Origin of the sequence: Sorangium sp. So ce131, assembly GCF_051519095.1 — a bacterium.
In the GTDB taxonomy this organism is placed as follows: domain Bacteria; phylum Myxococcota_A; class Polyangia; order Polyangiales; family Polyangiaceae; genus Sorangium.
In genome coordinates this window covers 8,413,528-8,429,096 of the sequence record NZ_CP150455.1, presented here as the reverse complement: position 1 = coordinate 8,429,096, position 15,569 = coordinate 8,413,528, and the positions used below count along the sequence as shown (strand labels likewise).

Sequence of the window (15,569 nt, the reverse complement as noted above, 5' to 3'; positions counted from 1 at the left end):
CTCCTCGTCCTGATCGGGAGCTTCCGTAAAGGTCTCTTTTGCGCGCCGTGTGCGAGGAATCGCCCCTTTCCGGAGTTGCGTGCCTTTCGGAAAAATGTAACAAGGCGTAATGTTGGGCCGAACGGTGAGGAGCACTCTCGGCTCCGTTTGACCTCCGGAGGAAGATCAGAATGCTAATTAGATCCATCACCTTGGGGATCCTGGGCGCAGGTGTGTTCATGCCGGGGTGCATCGGCCCGGATGACACCTCGGCGCCCTCGGATGAGCTTCCGGCCGAGGTGGCCGAGGAGGTGATGAGCCAGCGCATCCGCTACACGGTCCCGATCGGCCTCAACGGCCTGGATCCAGCTGATTTCTGGGCGCCGGAGAACCGCGCGGCCCTCCGCGCGCTCGGCGGAGGTCCGCTCCTCAGCGGCGCTGTGCTGACCGCGACGCCCCTGCTCGACACGGAGGCTGGAAGGAGCGTGCTCGACCACACGGTCCGCTGCGCCCTGTCCGACGGCCAGGTCGTGCAGGGTCCGGACGGCAAGAAGTTCTACGGCGCCTTCGGCCTCGCGCCGGAGTGGGCCGGGCGCGGGCTCGCCACCTCGGAGCAGCGCTGGGTCTCGGCGTGCCTCTTTCAGCACCTGAACGGATCCGGCGAACACGTCGAAATCTTGCTGGAGGGTCGCCATTCCTCGCTCGCGTGCTCCAGGGACGAGGAGCCGTTCGTCAATTTCAACGTTCGGGATGCCACCATGTTTGGCAACGCCTTCCTGGACAGGCCGACCGTCGCTTATGCGTGCATCGATCCCGATCTCTCGGGGGTCCTCTCGGGCTTGTCGCTGAGCTGCCCGCTCGACCTCAACCTGCTCGTGCTGGAGCGCCTCTGCGGCCACACGTCGCTGCTGTGCGGGGTCTCCTTCGTCGGGCTGTGCAATCTGGCCTGCACGGAGGACGCGAACGGAGACCAGACGTGCGGCTCGTTCCCGCTGGCCGCGGTCCTTGGTCCTCTGCTCGGTCAGATCACAGCCCCCGCGTACTCGGAGACGATCCGGACCGAACTACACGACAGTGATATCGTTCCGCTCTACGGCAGTTGCGGTTTGCTCTGACAACCCCGTCTCCCGTCCTCCGTCTCTCGTCTCCCTACGTCCCGAGCCTCGCCTTCAGCTGCTGAATCGCCTCCGCGATCGCCTTGTCCTCCCTAAAGCAGCACGGATCCGCTCTCCTCCTGCACCTCGCCCCGTGCAGAACCTGGAGCTCAAACAGCGTTCGTTCATCTCCTTCGGCCGCCGCGCGCCCGAACAGCGCCCTTTTCCCGCTGCACGTCGCCCTGCGGAACGCGAACGTCACGCGGAGCGCCGGCGTCGCGCGCGCCATCACCTCGGGTTGCGCGAGGATCTCGCTCGCGCGCCGCGCCGCCTTCGTGCCTCCGCGCGCGCGCACCACGTCCAGCAGCACGTCGAGCCCTCCGCTGCCGAGCCCGCTCGTGAGCAGCTCGAACACCTCGTCAGCCGCCTCGTGGTCTTCCTCGAACCCGATGCCTGCCACGATGGAGAGGACCTCTTCGCGCAGGCCCTTGCTCAGGAGCATCTCGGGGTCGACCTGCGCGAGCGCCACCATCGATCGTGCCCCGAGCACCCAGTTCCTGGTTGCCACGGCGCGGCTCAGCTGCGCGCGCAGCCCCCTGGCGCCGCGGTCGTCTTCCTCGGGCGGTGTGTTTGCCGAGGCCGCCGGGGGCGGCTCACTCGTCGCGGGTGTGGGCTCCGCCGGGGCGGCTGCGGGCGCCGGCGCCGTCGTCGCGGGGCGCCGGAAGGCGAGCCATACCGCCGTGCCGCCGAGCGCGAGCGCCGCGATCGCCGTGGCGGCGAGGAGCGCCCAGCGGCCCGACGCCGCTGCCGGCCGGTGCGCGTGCGCGAGCAGCGTCGCCCGCGGCCCCTTCCAGCCGGGCGACGGCTTGCCTCGGGGCGCCGTCTGCGCGCCCTGCGCCGCCTGCCCCACCTGCGCGGCGTGCGCCGCCTGCCCCACCTGCGCGCCCTGCGCGTCGTGCGCCGCCTGCGCGCCCTGCGCCGCCTGCGCGCCCTGCGCCGCCTGCCCCCGCTCCACCGCCGCGATCCCCGCATCGATGGCCGCGACCGCCTCCGCCGCCGTCGTGTACCTGCGCGCCGGGTCGTGCTGGATCAGCCGCGCCACCGCCTGCTCGACCTCCGCGGGCACCCGGAGGTCCGGCGCCCGCAGGCTCAGCGCCGGCGGCCCCGACGGCCCTTGCTCCTTGAGCCGCGCCACCACGTTCTTCACGTCGAACGGGTGCTGCCCGGTGAGCATCTCGTAGAGCACGAGCCCGAGCGCGTAGAGATCCGCGCGCGCGTCCACCGCGTCCATCCCGCGCAGCGCCTCCGGCGCGAGGTACGCGAGCGTCCCGAAGACCTCGCCCGCGCTGGTGAGGGCCGGGCTCGGCCCCGCGGCCGTCTTGCGGGCCGTGCTCGCCAGGAGATCGACATTGACCTTCGCGAGCCCGAAGTCGATGAGCTTGACCTGATCGTCCGCGTCGATCAGCACGTTGTGGGGCTTCACGTCGCGGTGCACGATGCCCTTCTCGTGCGTCGCCGCGAGCGCCGACGCGAGCTGCCGCGCGATCCGCAGGGCCCGCCCGGGCGGGAGCCTCCCTCTCGCGATCACGTCCCGCAGCGGCGTGCCCTCGACGTACTCGAGGATGAGGAAGAACGATGCGTCCTCCAACTGCCCGAAGTCGATGACCGCGACGATGTTCGGGTGCCGGATGTGCGCCCCCGCAACGGCCTCCCGCTCGAACCGCGCCACGAGCTCCGGCATCCTCCGCGCGACCGGCCGCAGCAGCTTGATCGCGACCTGCTTGCGCAGGTGCACCTGCTCGCCGCGGTACACGGCGCCCATCCCGCCCTCGCCGATGAGCTCGTGGACCCGGTAGCGCCCGGAGATCAGGCTCCCGATCAGCACGTCTCCGCTCGCGCCCCCGGAGAGCGAGCTCCCGCGCGCGCCCAGGGCCTCGATCGACGAGATCTCCTCCACGAGCGCCGAGCTCGAGAGCTCCGCCATGGAAGGCTCGGCCGGCGCTCCGGGCCCCTTCGCCCTGGGATCGTCGGTGGCGGCCGAGCCCGGCGGCTCTTCGGAACGAGGCGTCTCCCGCATGCGCGCAGGATATCAGGTCGGCCGGCGCCCCGGGAAACAGGAGCGGCGCGCCCCCGGGAGGCGGCGCCGCGCGCCCCCGGGAGGCGGCGCGGCGCCCCTCACAGAAGGAACGATACGCCCAGCGAGAACGCGGGATAACCGAGCCGCATCGTCAGCGTGACGTTCTCCGTGAAGTGGAACCGTCCGCCGGCGAACAGGACCGGTGAGACCCCGAAATACCCGCGGTGGCTCAGATCGCCGAGGTAGAACGAGAGCCCCGGCTCGCCGAAGACGGACCAGCGCCGGTGGAGCCAGAAGTTCCACTGCATCACGACCTCGCCGAACACGTAGTCGGTGGCGTCCCCGTACGCGTCGACCTCCGTGCAGATCTGCGTGCCCGCCGGGCCGCGCTCGAAGTTCGTACATTCCCCGCGGAAGTCTCCGTTGCCTCCGTAGTGGAGGGCGTCGAGGCCGAAGCCGAGGCCGACCGAGTCGTTGATGCGCGAGATGAACCCGTCGGGGACGATATCGATGGTGGCGCGGAACCCGGCGCCGACGCCGGAGCCGACGCCGGGGCCGACCGGCTCGAACGGCGCCACGAGCAGGTGCGGCTCCAGCTCGACCTTGTAGTCGGGGCGATCGCCCGGGCGGCGGATCGTCATCTGCGCGGCGCCGCTCTCGACCCATCCGATCGTCAGCGCCGCGAACGAGAGGGCCGCGGCCAGCCGGCGCGGCGTGAGAAGCTGCGATGTCGTCGCTCTCTGCATTGGTCTCGGTCTCCTCAGCATCCACCGCACGCGCGCAGGGTGTCCGAGCACGTCTCCGCCGGGGTGCCGTCGGAGCAGGTGACGTTGCAGCCGGCCACGGACTCGCAGGACACCTGGCACGGGCCGTCGCAGGCGACGGTGCACTCGCTCACGGCCGCGCAGGACACGTCGCACGAGCCCTCGCACTCGATGACGCAGGTCGTGGTGTTGCGGCAGCTCACGACGCTGCCCGACCCGACGACGACGCCGCACCGGTCGGTGTCGTGGCAGTCGTACCTGCAGTCGCGGCCGCAGAAGGCGCCGCACGACGTGGTGTTGTGGCAGTCGAGCTGGCACTCGTCGCCGCAGGACGACGAGCACTCCCTCACGTCGAAGCACTCGAAGGAACACCCGTTGTCGCAGACGGCGCCGCAGCTGTGCTCCATCTGGAAGCAACGCTGGTCGCAAAAGCCACCATCACAGCCGAGGTAGCAGTCGTCGCCGTCGGAGCACTCGCACGCATCCCCATCCACGCAGGCGCCGCTTCTCCAGCAGCTCGCCAGGCCGAGGCCCGCGAAGAGGGTGAGCAGTATCATTGCATAAAAGCGCATGGCCGCGGCAGCATAGCGCACCGGCGCCGGAGGTGTCACGGAATCCGCGAAGATTCCTCGGCTCCTCGTCTCCTCGCCGCCGCCGTCACGCGCAGAGCGGCCTCACCACCTCGTCCAGCGGGAGATCCTCCGCACGCGGGTGTGGCGCGAGCCGTCGCCGGCGAGCCCAATACGCTCGGCGACGTGCGCCGCGAGGTGGGGACCCCAGCCGCCGTCGTCGAGCGGCTCGTCCCCGTCTGCGCCGAGGTTGTAGGCCCAGCACTGCGCGTAGTGCTGCGTGACGTTCTGGTACCTCTCCGCGCAGCTCTCCTCGTAAGGATCGCCGTCGAAGTCCGGTGACGACCACCCCGAGAAGAAGTGTGAAAAGTAGATATCGGCGTCCCCGGAGACATGCGACGGGCTCACGAGCTTCATCGTGGCCGAGTCGATGCCTTCCGCGGTGGCGCGCATGACGTCCATCGCGGTCCCCTCGAGATCCACGATCTCGTCGCGGTACTCCCGGCCCACGAAGTATAGGGATCCGCGGTAGAAGTTCCCGTCGAGCGACGGCTCCCCCTTCACCCCGAGCCGCTGCTCGAACGGGATGGCCCAGAACGGGAGCGTCGTCCCCTCGTCGGAGCCGACGCTGTTGTAGACGAGCGCCCACCCCCCGCCGTCCGTCTCCAGGTCGCAGCGGACGGGGAACTCCGGCGATGGTCCGGCCCCGTCCAGATCGAGGAGGTACACGCCGCTCGGCGAGCCGGGTGGGACGTCGCCGCACCTCGCGTAGCGGCACCCCTCGTTGACCAGGCCGTCGCAGTCCTCGTCGTCGGCGGTGTCGCAGCGTTCCTCCGCGGGCAGCACCTCGCCCGCGCACGGGGTGTAGCCGACCCCGTCGCCGTCGCACGCCCTCACGCCGCTCCGGCAGACTCCGCGGTTCAGCGTGTCCGGCGGCCCGCTGTAACAGGCGTCCTGGCTGCCGGGCTCGCACGCGCGCCCGCCGCCTCCTTCGCCGCCGGCGCCGCCGCCGCCGGCGCTCGCCGTCGCGCTGTCCCCGCCGCCGCCGCCGGCGCCGACGTCACCGAACCTCCGCACCTTCGTCGAGCAGGCCGGCGCGGCGGCGAGCAGCGCGACGGCCGCGCAGCAGGCTCGCGCGATCGAACCCTTCCCGAGCATCATCATGCGACTCTCCGTGGGCATGAACACGCGCCCGGTCCTCTATACACCAGTCGCCGGGCCGCGCGGCGGCGGTCGCGCCGCCCTCGTGCGCGCGGCCTCCCCCTGGTTGCCAGCCTACGGCGAGGCGGGTAGGGTCCGCGCGAAAAGGAGTGGACCATGACCGTCTCTGCAATCTTCAACCCGGCGCGCTGGCGTGAGGTCGACGGGTTCTCGTTCGAGGACCTCACCTACCACCGCGCCGTGGACCAGGGCACCGTGCGTATCGCGTTCAACCGGCCGGAGGTGCGCAACGCGTTTCGCCCCAAGACCGTCGATGAGCTGTACACGGCGCTCGAGCACGCGCGCACGACCTCGGATGTCGGCTGCGTGCTGATCACCGGCAACGGCCCCTCTCCGAAGGACGGCGGGTGGGCGTTCTGCTCCGGCGGCGACCAGCGCATCCGCGGCAAGGATGGCTACAAGTACGAGGGCGAGAGCGCCGGCCAGGCGGATCCGGCGCGGCTCGGCCGGCTCCACATCCTCGAGGTGCAGCGGCTCATCCGGTTCATGCCCAAGGTGGTCATCGCGGTGGTGCCCGGCTGGGCGGCCGGCGGCGGCCACAGCCTCCACGTCGTCTGCGACATGACCCTGGCGAGCCGCGAGCACGCGATGTTCAAGCAGACGGACCCGGACGTCGCGAGCTTCGACAGCGGTTATGGCTCGGCGCTGCTCGCGCGGCAGGTCGGGCAGAAGAAGGCGCGCGAGATCTTCTTCCTCGGGCTCGATTACACGGCGGAGCAGGCCGCGGCGATGGGCATGGTCAACGCCGTCGTGCCCCACGCCGAGCTCGAGGAGGAGGCGCTGCGCTGGGGGGCGATCATCAACTCGAAGAGCCCGACGGCGATGCGCATGTTGAAGTACGGGTTCAACCTGCCCGACGAGGGCCTCGTCGGACAGCAGCTGTTCGCCGGCGAGGCGACGCGGCTCGCCTACGGCACGGACGAGGCCAGAGAGGGGCGGGACGCCTTCCTGGAGAAGCGTCGTCCGGACTTCACGCGTTTTCCCTGGCACTACTGAATACTGGATACGGACAGGATACGCCGGGAGGCGGCGACAGGCCGCGTGTCCCGTGGGCGCGCGGCGGCCCGCCCGGAGGCGCACCGCGCGCGAGAACACGCAGAAACAGCCACGAAACCGGGACGTGCAGGCATGTGCGGCGCTGCGGTACCGGCCGTTACCCAGGTGGTGGTTTTGTAGAATTCCGCCGTGGTCGAACATAACGCGACGTGACTCGCCGCGCCGCGCCGCGCGATCTCGAGTTCACCGAGTCGTGGGATTGCCCGCGACGCGGATGCAGCTCTGCTCTTGACATCTCCCTTCCCACCAATGAATGTAGCGCCGCTGAAAAGCACTGTCGGCATCGTCAGTGTTGCTCGACGGTCAACCTTAGTTTGTTTGGAGACTTTACTAAATGCGTAGTGCCTCTAGATCGGCTTCTTGGAAGCGGTCGTGGTTGTCTTTGGGGGGCTCGCTCCTCCTCGCGCTCGTGGGGGGCCTCGGCGCGGTCGGCTGCGGCGATGACGGCAACGGCGGCAACGGCGGCAACGGCGGCGCTGGCGCCGGGACGGGCGACGGCGGCGGCGGCGGCGACGTCGGCGAGGGCGGCGGCGGCGGCACGCCGGTCGAGACGGTCCCGCCGTCGGGCAGCGAGCTGATCCGCGTCAACCAGGTCGGTTACCTGCCGGCCGCGGAGAAGATCGCCACGGTCGTGGCCGCCGCGGACAAGCCGCACGCGTGGGAGCTCATCGGCGCGGACGACGCGGTCCTCCTGAGCGGCGCGACGCACGTCGTGGGCGACGACGCGAGCTCCGGCGAGCACGTGCACGTCATCAACTTCAGCGCTTTCTCCACGGTCGGTCAGGGCTACAAGCTGCGGGTCGGTGAGGTGACGAGCCACCCGTTCGACGTGGGCCCGGGCATCTACTCGACCATGAAGTACGACGCGCTCGCGTACTTCTACCACAACCGCTCGGGCATCGAGATCCTGGCGGAGTACGTCGGCCAGGAGTACGCGCGCGCGGCGGGGCACGCGGATCCGGCGCTGGAGGCGCCCTGCCCGGAGGACGTCGGGTGCGACTACGCGGGGCTCGACGTCACGGGCGGGTGGTACGACGCCGGCGACCACGGCAAGTACGTGGTGAACGGCGGTATCTCCGTCTGGACCCTGCTGAACCAGTACGAGCGCTTCGCCAAGTTCGGGAGCACCGCGGCGTTCGGCGACGGCAAGATGAAGATCCCCGAGAACAGCAACGGGGTCCCCGATCTGCTGGACGAGGCGCGCTGGGAGCTCGAGTTCATGCTCAAGATGCAGGTGCCCGAAGGCCGCGCCAAGGCGGGCATGGTGCACCACAAGGTGCATGACGAGAAGTGGACCGGCCTGCCGCTGGCGCCGGCCGACGACCCGCAGCCGCGCATGCTGCGCCCGGTCAGCACGCCGGCGACGCTCAACCTGGCCGCCACCGCGGCCCAGGCCGCGCGCATCTGGCGCGGCATCGACGCCGATTTCTCCGCGCGTTGCCTCGCGGCCGCGGAGCGGGCGTGGGCGGCGGCCGAGGCGAACCCGGAGGTCTTCCCGAACGAGAGCGCGGTCGAGGGCGGCGGCGGCTACCCCGACAGCGACGCGAGCGACGAGTTCTACTGGGCGGCCGCCGAGCTGTTCATCACCACGGGCGAGAGCGTCTACAAGGAGGCGCTCGCGGCCTCGGACTTCACCGAGGCGCTCATCGGCGCGAGCGGCTCGTTCAGCGCGATGACGTGGGGCCAGGTCGACGGGCTGGGCGCCATCTCGCTGGCCGTGGCCGGGACCGAGGCGACGGCGGCGGAGAGCGAGGCGGCCAAGGCCAAGCTGGTCGCCATCGCGGACAAGTACCTCGAGGTCATCGGCGCCGAGGGGTACCGGGTGCCCTTCCGGGCGGACGAGAACGGATACCCCTGGGGCTCCAACTCGTTCGTGCTCAACAACATGATCGTGCTGGCGCTCGCCCACGACTTCACCGGGGACGCGAAGTACTTCAACGGCGTGGCGTCGGGCGCGGATTACATCCTCGGCCGCAACGCGATGGACAAGTCCTACGTCTCCGGTTACGGCGAGAACCCGCTCCGGAATCCGCACCACCGCTTCTGGGCCGCCCAGCTCAGCACGGAGTATCCGGCCGCCCCGCCCGGGTGCGTCTCCGGCGGGCCGAACACCGCGCGGCAGGATCCGATCGCCCAGAACGATGCGGGGGAAAATCCGCCGCCGGTCGATCCGGAGTGCGCGCCGCAGAAGTGCTATATCGATCACATCGAGGCGTGGTCGCTCAACGAGATCACGATCAACTGGAACAGCCCGCTCGCGTGGACGGTGGCCTGGCTCGACGAGAAGGGCGGCCAGGCGTCGTCCCAGTGATCCTGGGCGGCTGAGCCCGAGGGCCGCTCGCGGCCCTCCATGAACCGCGAGGGCCGCTCGCGGCCCTCCATGAACCGCGAGGGCCGCTCGCGGCCCTCCATGAACCGCGAGGGCCGCTCGCGGCCCTCCATGAACCGCGAGGGCCGCTCGCGGCCCTCCAGAACCCGAGGGCCGCGCAGCCCGCGGATCTCGCGCGACAACCGCGCGGGGTCTGCTAGGTTGCGCGGCTTTCATGAATCCAGACCAGACGTTCGACGCCTTGCCCGCGCCGCTCGCGGGCGCGCTTGCCCGCCGCGGCTTCACCTCCCTCACGCCCGTTCAACAGGCCGTCCTCGGCCCCGACCTCGCCGGCCGGGATCTCCGCATCTCGTCGCAGACCGGCTCGGGGAAGACCGTGGCCGTCGGCCTCGCCCTCGCCCCCTCCCTGGAGCGCGCCCTCGCCGAGCGCGCGGCCGCGCCGGCGCCCGACGGCGCGCCGCGGACCACGGCGGCGCCGGCCGCGGTGCTCATCGCCCCGACGCGCGAGCTCGCCGCGCAGATCGCCGGAGAGCTCAGCTGGCTGCTCTCGCCGCTCGGCGCGCGCGTCGCGTGTGTCACCGGCGGCACGAGCTTCGGCGCCGAGGCGCGCGCGCTGCGCCGCGAGCCCCTCGTGATCGCCGGGACGCCCGGCCGCCTGCTCGACCACCTGGAGCGCGGGACGATCGACCCGCGCGGCGTCGTCGCCCTCGTCCTCGACGAGGCGGATCAGATGCTCGATCTCGGCTTCCGCGAGGAGCTCGAGGCGATCGCCGGCCGGATGCCCGCCGAGCGCCGGACCCACCTCGTCTCGGCGACCTTCTCGCGCGAGGTCCGCGCGCTCGCCGACCGCTTCCAGCAGGGCGCGGTGAGCGTCGAGGGCACGCGCCCCGGCGCCGCCAACGGCGACATCGCGCACGTCGCGCACCTCGTGCTGCCGGCGGAGCGCGAGGCGGCGATCGTGAACCTCCTGCTCCTCGCGCCGGGCGAACGCACGCTCGTCTTCGTGCGCACCCGCGAGGGCGCCGCCGAGCTCGCGGACAGGCTGACCGCCCTCGGCCTGCCCGCGGGGGCCCTGAGCGGCGACCTCGAGCAGCGGGAGAGGACGCGCACCCTCGACGCGTTCCGCTCCGGTGCGATCACCACCCTCGTCGCGACCGACGTCGCGGCGCGCGGCATCGACGTGCCCGAGGTCGGCCGTGTCATTCACGCCGATCCCCCGGGCGACCCGGAGATCTTCACGCACCGGAGCGGCCGCACCGGGCGGGCGGGCCGCAAGGGGACGAGCGTGCTGCTCGTCGCGCCGTTCGCGCGCGAGCACGCGCTGCGGCTGCTGCGGCGCGCGGGCGTGGACGCGGTGTTCCGGCCCGTCCCGTCGCCGGCCGACGTGCTGCGCGCCGCGGACGACCGGCTCGCCGCGGAGCTTGCCGCGTGCCGGGGCGCCGAGCGCGCCGCGAGCGCCGCCGGCGAGGGCGCCGAGCGTGCCGAGAGCGACGGCGAGGGCGGCGCCGAGAGCGACGGCGAGGGCGCCGAGCGCGCCGCGCGCCATGAGGGCGCCGCAAGCGCCGCGAGCGCTGGCGGGGGCGTCAAGAGCGCCGGCGAGGGCGCGCCCGAGGCGCGGCTCAAGCAGCTCGCCGCGCGTCTGCTCGCGGACATGGACGCGACCGAGCTCGTCGCGGCCCTCCTCGCCCGCGCGAAACACACCGGCCCCTGCGCGCCGCAGCCGGTCACCGTCGTCGCCCCGCCGCGCGCCGAGCCGACGCGCGCCCGCCCCGGGATGCGGCGCGGCGACCCGGAGCACGCCCGCCCCGGGATGCGGCGTGGCGACCCGGAGCACGCCCGCCCCGGGATGCGGCGCGGCGACCCGGAGCACGCCCGCCCCGCGATGCGGCGCGGCGACCCGGAGCACGCCCGCCCCGGGATGCGCCGCGACGACCCGGAGCACGCCCCGCGTTTGCCCTTCGTGCCCTTCCAGGTGAACTGGGGGGAGCGCCACGGCGCCGACCCCCGGCGCCTGCTCGCCCTCGTGTGCCGCCGCGGCGGCGTGTCGAGCCGGGAGATCGGCGCCATCCGGATCGGCAGCACCGCGTCGGTCGTCGAGGTGGCCTCTCCCGCGGCGCCCGAGTTCGCGCGCGCCGTGAACAGGCCCGACGCGCGCGACGCGCGGATCCGCATCGTCCGCGCGACCTCGATGCGGCTCGATCCGCCGGGGACCGGGGGCGATTTCGCGGCGCCGCCGCGCGAGGCGGCGCGGCGCGCGAGCGCGCGCTCGCGATTTACAGAAAGGGAATGCCCGTAAAGCCAGGGCTTTCCTGATTTCTTGTCCGCCTCGACGTGTTGTACATACGTCGGGTGAACCGAAGCACGAACCACAAGCCAGCCAGACGCCGTCTCGCGAGCCCGGCCGCCGTGCTCGCGGGATTGCTCGCTCTCGCCCTCACGGCCTGCGGCGGCACCGTGCCCCCGCCGAACCAGCAGCTCGCCTCCTCCGAGGCCGCGTTCCGCGCGGCGGATGAGGTGGGCGCCCGGTCCGACCCTCAGGCCACCCTCCACCTGAAGCTCGCCCGCGAGCAGATCGATCAGGCGAAGGCGCTGATGCAGAACGAGGAGAACGAGGCCGCCCATCGCCTGCTCCTGCGCGCCCAGGCCGACGCGGAGCTCGCGCTGGCGCTCGCCAAGCAGCGCGCCACGCAGGCCGAGGCGCAGGAGGCGCTGAAGCAGGTCGAGAAGCTGAAGCAGGCGGGGGCCCCGTGAAGCGAGAGGTGAGGTGATGCCTTCCAGATTGATGATGCTGTCGTTCCCAGGCCGATCGCTCGGGCTCGCCGCCGTGCTCCTGGCCGCGTCCGGGTGCAGCTCGGCGCTCCCCCCGAAGGAGCTCGTCGACGCGCGGTCGAGCTACTCGCGCGCGAACCAGGGCCCCGCGTCGACCCTCGCGCCCGCCCAGCTCGACAACGCGCGGCAGGCGCTCTCCCGCGCCGAGGGGGCGTTCAACGAGGACCCCGAGTCCCAGCAGACGCGGGATCTCGCCTACGTCGCCGAGCGGAAGGCGCGCGAGGCCGAGGCGGCCGCGGCCATCGAGCAGGCGCAGCGCGACAAGGCGGCCGCCGAGAACAACTTCAAGGAGCTCTCGCAGCAGCAGCTCGCCAGCGCGAAGGACGCGCTGCAGACCGGCCAGCAGCAGATCGAGCGGGAGCGCCAGGCGCGCGCCCAGGCCGAGAGCGCGCGGCTCCAGGCCGAGAGCGCGCGCACCGAGGCCGAGAAGGCCCGCAAGGAGGCCGAGGACGCGCGGCGCGAGGCCGAGCGGGTCGCGAACGCGGCGCTCGCGAGCCTCAAGGAGGTCGCGGCGGTCAAGGAGGAGAAGCGCGGCGTGGTCATCACGCTCTCCGGCGCGGTGCTCTTCGCCTCCGGCAAGTCCGAGCTCCTGCCGATCGCGAAGGAGAAGCTCAACCAGATCGCGACCACGCTGAAGGACCAGGGGTCGCCGCCCTTGCGGATCGAGGGGCACACCGACTCGACCGGCTCCGCCGACGCGAACCGCAAGCTCTCGCTCGCCCGGGCGGACTCGGTGAAGGCGCACCTCATCAGCGTCGGGCTGCCCGCGGACAAGATCGCGACCGTCGGCCACGGCCCGGACCGCCCCGTCGCGGACAACAAGAGCCCGGAAGGCCGCGCGAACAACCGGCGCGTCGAGATCATCGTCAACCCCACCTCGGCGCAGTGAACCGTGCCCCGCGGGCCGCGCGCCTCCCGGCGTCGGCCCGCGGCGTCGGGTCACCCGCCGGCCGTCGCCGGCCCATCGCCGCCGCGTGAGCTCACGTCGCGCAGGTGCGCGCCTGGTGAGCACGGCCGTGCCAGTTTAGCCCTGGAGCGACCGACGGGCTGAATCCGACTGAAACGAGCAGAATCTCGAGCCGCCAAGGCGCCAAGGACGCCAAGGGCGCCAAGGAGAAGAAGATGATGTCTTGTCCTCTTGGCTCTCTTGGCGCCTTGGCGTCCTTGGCGCCTCGGCGTTTCATTGGTCGCTCGAACGACGTGGTCGGCTTATGCCTCCTCTCCGCCGAGCGCCTCCGGACGTCCGTGGCTGCACGCCCGGCGGCTCATCGCCGGACGTCTCGTGATCTCTGGAGCGAGCCATTTCGCCCCAGCCAGACCGCGGCTCAGTGAGGCATTTTGAGACACCACGAGGTCTGGCCGTCCATGGCCAGGCGTCCGGCTGGACGTCATCGCCTGCGGCGCGCCACCTCCAGAGGAAGAGCATGTCGCGCGAACGGCCGCGGGGGAGGCGCGCTCGACATGTGGCGCCCCGCGCCAATGGCCGGGCGAGGCCTGGATCGGACCGACGGGGCGCCCGCCGCGCGGGCCGCGATCTGCGCCTCGATGCCGTCGTACATGGCGATGAGGTCGCGGTAGCAGCGGTCGACGAGCTGCAGCGCCTCGTCCCGCACCTCCGGAGCCAGGACGAGCGCTTCGAGCTGAGCGTCGGTGTCTTCATCGAAGACGTCGTGCGCCTTCTCGACGTCGAGGTGCGACTGGGAGAAATAACGCAGGCGGCGCGTCTCGCCGATGCGCGCCATGTAGCGCGCGATACGCTCGAAGAACACGTGTCCAGTCGACTCGATCGCGAGGAGCAGCGTGAGCACACACGCGTCGTGGCGGGCGCCGAGCGCCTCGGACATCAGGGCGAAGCTCGCCTGACGAGCGGCGTCGTGAGGCGGGCCGAACAGCTGCGTCCCCGTGGGCGGCTCGATGCCGAGCGTCGCCAGGTCGGCGAGGAACCAGCGGTCGTGCCCGGCATCCTCCAGCCGGTGGCGGTGAACCATGCGCTTGATGTCCGGATCCGTCACCCGCTCGTCGCAGGCGCGCAAGATCTCCTGGAAGGTGAGCGCGAAGAACGTAAAGCAGAACGGGAACGGGGCGAGCTGCTCGAGGGGCGGATCCTTGTCGAGGCGCGCAAAGAATGGATGGTCGTGAAAGCGCGTCTGATGTCGCGCGATGTGTTGCTGGACGATTTTCATGGCCTGGTCATCTCCAAGGGGGGCAATGGCGTGGCCGGGGATCGTCAGGAAATTCAGCAAAATACGTGCCGTCATCGTGTGCGTCCGGCTCACCAGCGGACGTCTCACAGTGAAATCCGTTGCCAGGTAATTGCCGACCGCTCAGGTCGCGCGGGAGTACAGCATGAGCACGACGAAGAAGACGAAGGACGTGGTGCAGGGGCTCGATCGGCGTACGTTTCTGGACGTCCTCGGGCTAGGTGGTCTCGCCCTCGCGCTCGGCGCCGGCTGCGCGCCGGGCGACGGGGCGGGCGAGCCTGGCGAGGGCGATGAGGGGCTGTCGGAAGGGTCGAGCGCCCTCGCGCCCTCGCTCTCGACCAAGCTGACGGCGGACTACGGCGTTCGGTACCCGCTCGTCAGCGCCGGCATGGCGTTCGTCAGCCTGCCTCCGCTCGTCGCGGCGGTCTCGAACGCCGGGGGCATCGGCCTCCTCGGCGCGGCGATCGAGCCCGCCTCGGTGGTGCAGGCGAGGATCCTGGCGATCAAGGCGCTCACCTCGAACCTCTTCGGCGTGGACTTCATCGTCGAGACCGCGACCTCGGGGCCGCTCACCACGCAGGAGCATATCGACGTCTGCGTCGCCGAGGGCGTGCGGCTCGTGGTGTTCCACTGGAACCTCCCGGACGCCGCGTGGGTCGACGCGCTCCACGCGGCGGGCGCGAAGGTCTGGGCCCAGGTGGGCTCGGTGACGGCCGCGAGCCAGGCGGCGGCCCTCGGGATCGACGGGATCATCGCGCAGGGGGTCCAGGCCGGCGGCCACGCGCGGGCCACGATCGACACCAGCAAGCTCGTCAAGGACATCAAGAAGCAGGTCAAGCCGCCGCTGCTCCTCGCGGCGGGGGGCATCGCCGACGGGGCCAGCGTCGTCCGGGCGCTGGCGAACGGCGCCGATGGGGTCGTCGCCGGGACGCGCTTCGTCGCCTCCACGGAGGCGTATGCCCACCCCGACTACAAGGCGCGCCTGGTCGCGGCGGGGCGCGACGCCACTGCGCTCCAGACGTTCTTCGGCCCGGAGTGGCCGAACGCGCGCCAGCGCGTCCTGCGCAACCGCGTCGTCAGGCAGTGGGCCGGGAGGGAGTCGAGGATCCCGAGCCCGCCGCCGCCGCCGGCCACCATCGGCACGACCGTGCTGTTCCCCGGGGTCCTCGACGTGCCTTACGCGATGCCCAAGTTCAGCGCGACCATCCCCACGCCGGACACGGTGGCCGACCTGGAAGAGATGGATATGCCCGCTGGCTCGGAGAGCGTCCTCGCGGTCCGGAGCATCAAGCCTGCGGCCGAGATCGTGACAGAGATGATGAACGAGGCCCAGTCGATCCTGCGTCTCGTCGGGATCTTCGGCACGACCTCGGCCGCCGTCGACGAGGGCGACGGCGGCGACGACTCCTGACGCTCCGCGGAGCGGGCCGCGCCGCGGGCCGGGGCGGCG

The 15,569-nt window shown here is 71.7% G+C and carries 12 protein-coding genes; 7 read left to right on the top strand and 5 right to left on the bottom strand.

Going from position 1 to position 15,569, the window contains the following annotated elements:
- Positions 1-170: 170 nt before the first annotated feature.
- Positions 171-1,094, top strand: a complete 924-nt coding sequence (locus tag WMF43_RS30575; protein WP_437670049.1) for a hypothetical protein — start codon at positions 171-173, stop codon at positions 1,092-1,094.
- Positions 1,095-1,128: 34 nt separating this feature from the next.
- Here the strand turns inward: WMF43_RS30575 and WMF43_RS30570 are convergent, their stop codons facing one another.
- The 4 genes from WMF43_RS30570 to WMF43_RS30555 form a co-directional block, all read right to left on the bottom strand.
- Entirely contained in the window at positions 1,129-3,150 is a 2,022-nt protein-coding gene (locus WMF43_RS30570; RefSeq protein ID WP_437670047.1) for a protein kinase domain-containing protein, read from the bottom strand.
- A gap of 98 nt (positions 3,151-3,248) precedes the next feature.
- Entirely contained in the window at positions 3,249-3,896 is a 648-nt protein-coding gene (locus WMF43_RS30565) for a hypothetical protein (RefSeq protein WP_437670045.1), read from the bottom strand.
- A 14-nt stretch (positions 3,897-3,910) separates the two neighbouring features.
- Entirely contained in the window at positions 3,911-4,486 is a 576-nt protein-coding gene (locus tag WMF43_RS30560) for a hypothetical protein (protein WP_437670044.1), read from the bottom strand.
- Positions 4,487-4,588: 102 nt separating this feature from the next.
- On the bottom strand, positions 4,589-5,665 hold the full coding sequence (locus tag WMF43_RS30555) for a fibrinogen-like YCDxxxxGGGW domain-containing protein (RefSeq protein WP_437670042.1): 1,077 nt from the start codon (positions 5,663-5,665) through the stop codon (positions 4,589-4,591).
- Positions 5,666-5,800: 135 nt separating this feature from the next.
- Here WMF43_RS30555 and WMF43_RS30550 point away from each other — a divergent pair, with 135 nt between their 5' ends.
- The 5 genes from WMF43_RS30550 (at position 5,801) to WMF43_RS30530 (ending at position 12,807) form a co-directional block, all read left to right on the top strand.
- Entirely contained in the window at positions 5,801-6,700 is a 900-nt protein-coding gene (locus tag WMF43_RS30550; RefSeq protein WP_437670040.1) for a 1,4-dihydroxy-2-naphthoyl-CoA synthase, read from the top strand.
- A gap of 436 nt (positions 6,701-7,136) precedes the next feature.
- A complete protein-coding gene (locus WMF43_RS30545; RefSeq protein ID WP_437670038.1) occupies positions 7,137-9,071 on the top strand; it encodes a glycoside hydrolase family 9 protein in 1,935 nt (644 codons plus the stop codon).
- A 232-nt stretch (positions 9,072-9,303) separates the two neighbouring features.
- On the top strand, positions 9,304-11,385 hold the full coding sequence (locus WMF43_RS30540; RefSeq protein WP_437670036.1) for a DEAD/DEAH box helicase: 2,082 nt from the start codon (positions 9,304-9,306) through the stop codon (positions 11,383-11,385).
- Positions 11,386-11,495: 110 nt separating this feature from the next.
- Positions 11,496-11,840, top strand: a complete 345-nt coding sequence (locus WMF43_RS30535) for a DUF4398 domain-containing protein (protein ID WP_437670034.1) — start codon at positions 11,496-11,498, stop codon at positions 11,838-11,840.
- A 16-nt stretch (positions 11,841-11,856) separates the two neighbouring features.
- Positions 11,857-12,807, top strand: coding sequence for an OmpA family protein (locus WMF43_RS30530; RefSeq protein WP_437670032.1), 951 nt, complete (start codon positions 11,857-11,859; stop codon positions 12,805-12,807).
- Between the two features lie 499 nt (positions 12,808-13,306).
- Here WMF43_RS30530 and WMF43_RS30525 read toward each other — a convergent pair whose 3' ends face one another.
- The gene (locus tag WMF43_RS30525; protein ID WP_437670030.1) at positions 13,307-14,101 is read right to left on the bottom strand and encodes an iron-containing redox enzyme family protein; all 795 of its coding nucleotides are present in this window, start codon (positions 14,099-14,101) and stop codon (positions 13,307-13,309) included.
- A 163-nt stretch (positions 14,102-14,264) separates the two neighbouring features.
- Here WMF43_RS30525 and WMF43_RS30520 point away from each other — a divergent pair, with 163 nt between their 5' ends.
- Positions 14,265-15,530 carry an NAD(P)H-dependent flavin oxidoreductase gene (locus WMF43_RS30520; RefSeq protein WP_437670028.1) on the top strand — a complete coding sequence of 422 codons (1,266 nt, stop codon included), beginning with the start codon at positions 14,265-14,267 and terminating at the stop codon, positions 15,528-15,530.
- The last annotated feature ends 39 nt before the right edge of the window (positions 15,531-15,569 follow it).

What these genes read in the sequence shown, in the direction of transcription:
- WMF43_RS30520 (WP_437670028.1), top strand. Translation starts at nt 14,265, where the DNA reads ATGAGCACGACGAAGAAGACGAAGGACGTGGTGCAGGGGCTCGATCGG.
- WMF43_RS30540 (WP_437670036.1), top strand. Translation starts at nt 9,304, where the DNA reads ATGAATCCAGACCAGACGTTCGACGCCTTGCCCGCGCCGCTCGCGGGC.
- WMF43_RS30530 (WP_437670032.1), top strand. Translation starts at nt 11,857, where the DNA reads ATGCCTTCCAGATTGATGATGCTGTCGTTCCCAGGCCGATCGCTCGGG.
- WMF43_RS30550 (WP_437670040.1), top strand. Translation starts at nt 5,801, where the DNA reads ATGACCGTCTCTGCAATCTTCAACCCGGCGCGCTGGCGTGAGGTCGAC.
- WMF43_RS30555 (WP_437670042.1), bottom strand. Translation starts at nt 5,665, where the DNA reads ATGCCCACGGAGAGTCGCATGATGATGCTCGGGAAGGGTTCGATCGCG.
- WMF43_RS30560 (WP_437670044.1), bottom strand. Translation starts at nt 4,486, where the DNA reads ATGCGCTTTTATGCAATGATACTGCTCACCCTCTTCGCGGGCCTCGGC.
- WMF43_RS30525 (WP_437670030.1), bottom strand. Translation starts at nt 14,101, where the DNA reads ATGAAAATCGTCCAGCAACACATCGCGCGACATCAGACGCGCTTTCAC.
- WMF43_RS30575 (WP_437670049.1), top strand. Translation starts at nt 171, where the DNA reads ATGCTAATTAGATCCATCACCTTGGGGATCCTGGGCGCAGGTGTGTTC.
- WMF43_RS30570 (WP_437670047.1), bottom strand. Translation starts at nt 3,150, where the DNA reads ATGCGGGAGACGCCTCGTTCCGAAGAGCCGCCGGGCTCGGCCGCCACC.
- WMF43_RS30565 (WP_437670045.1), bottom strand. Translation starts at nt 3,896, where the DNA reads ATGCAGAGAGCGACGACATCGCAGCTTCTCACGCCGCGCCGGCTGGCC.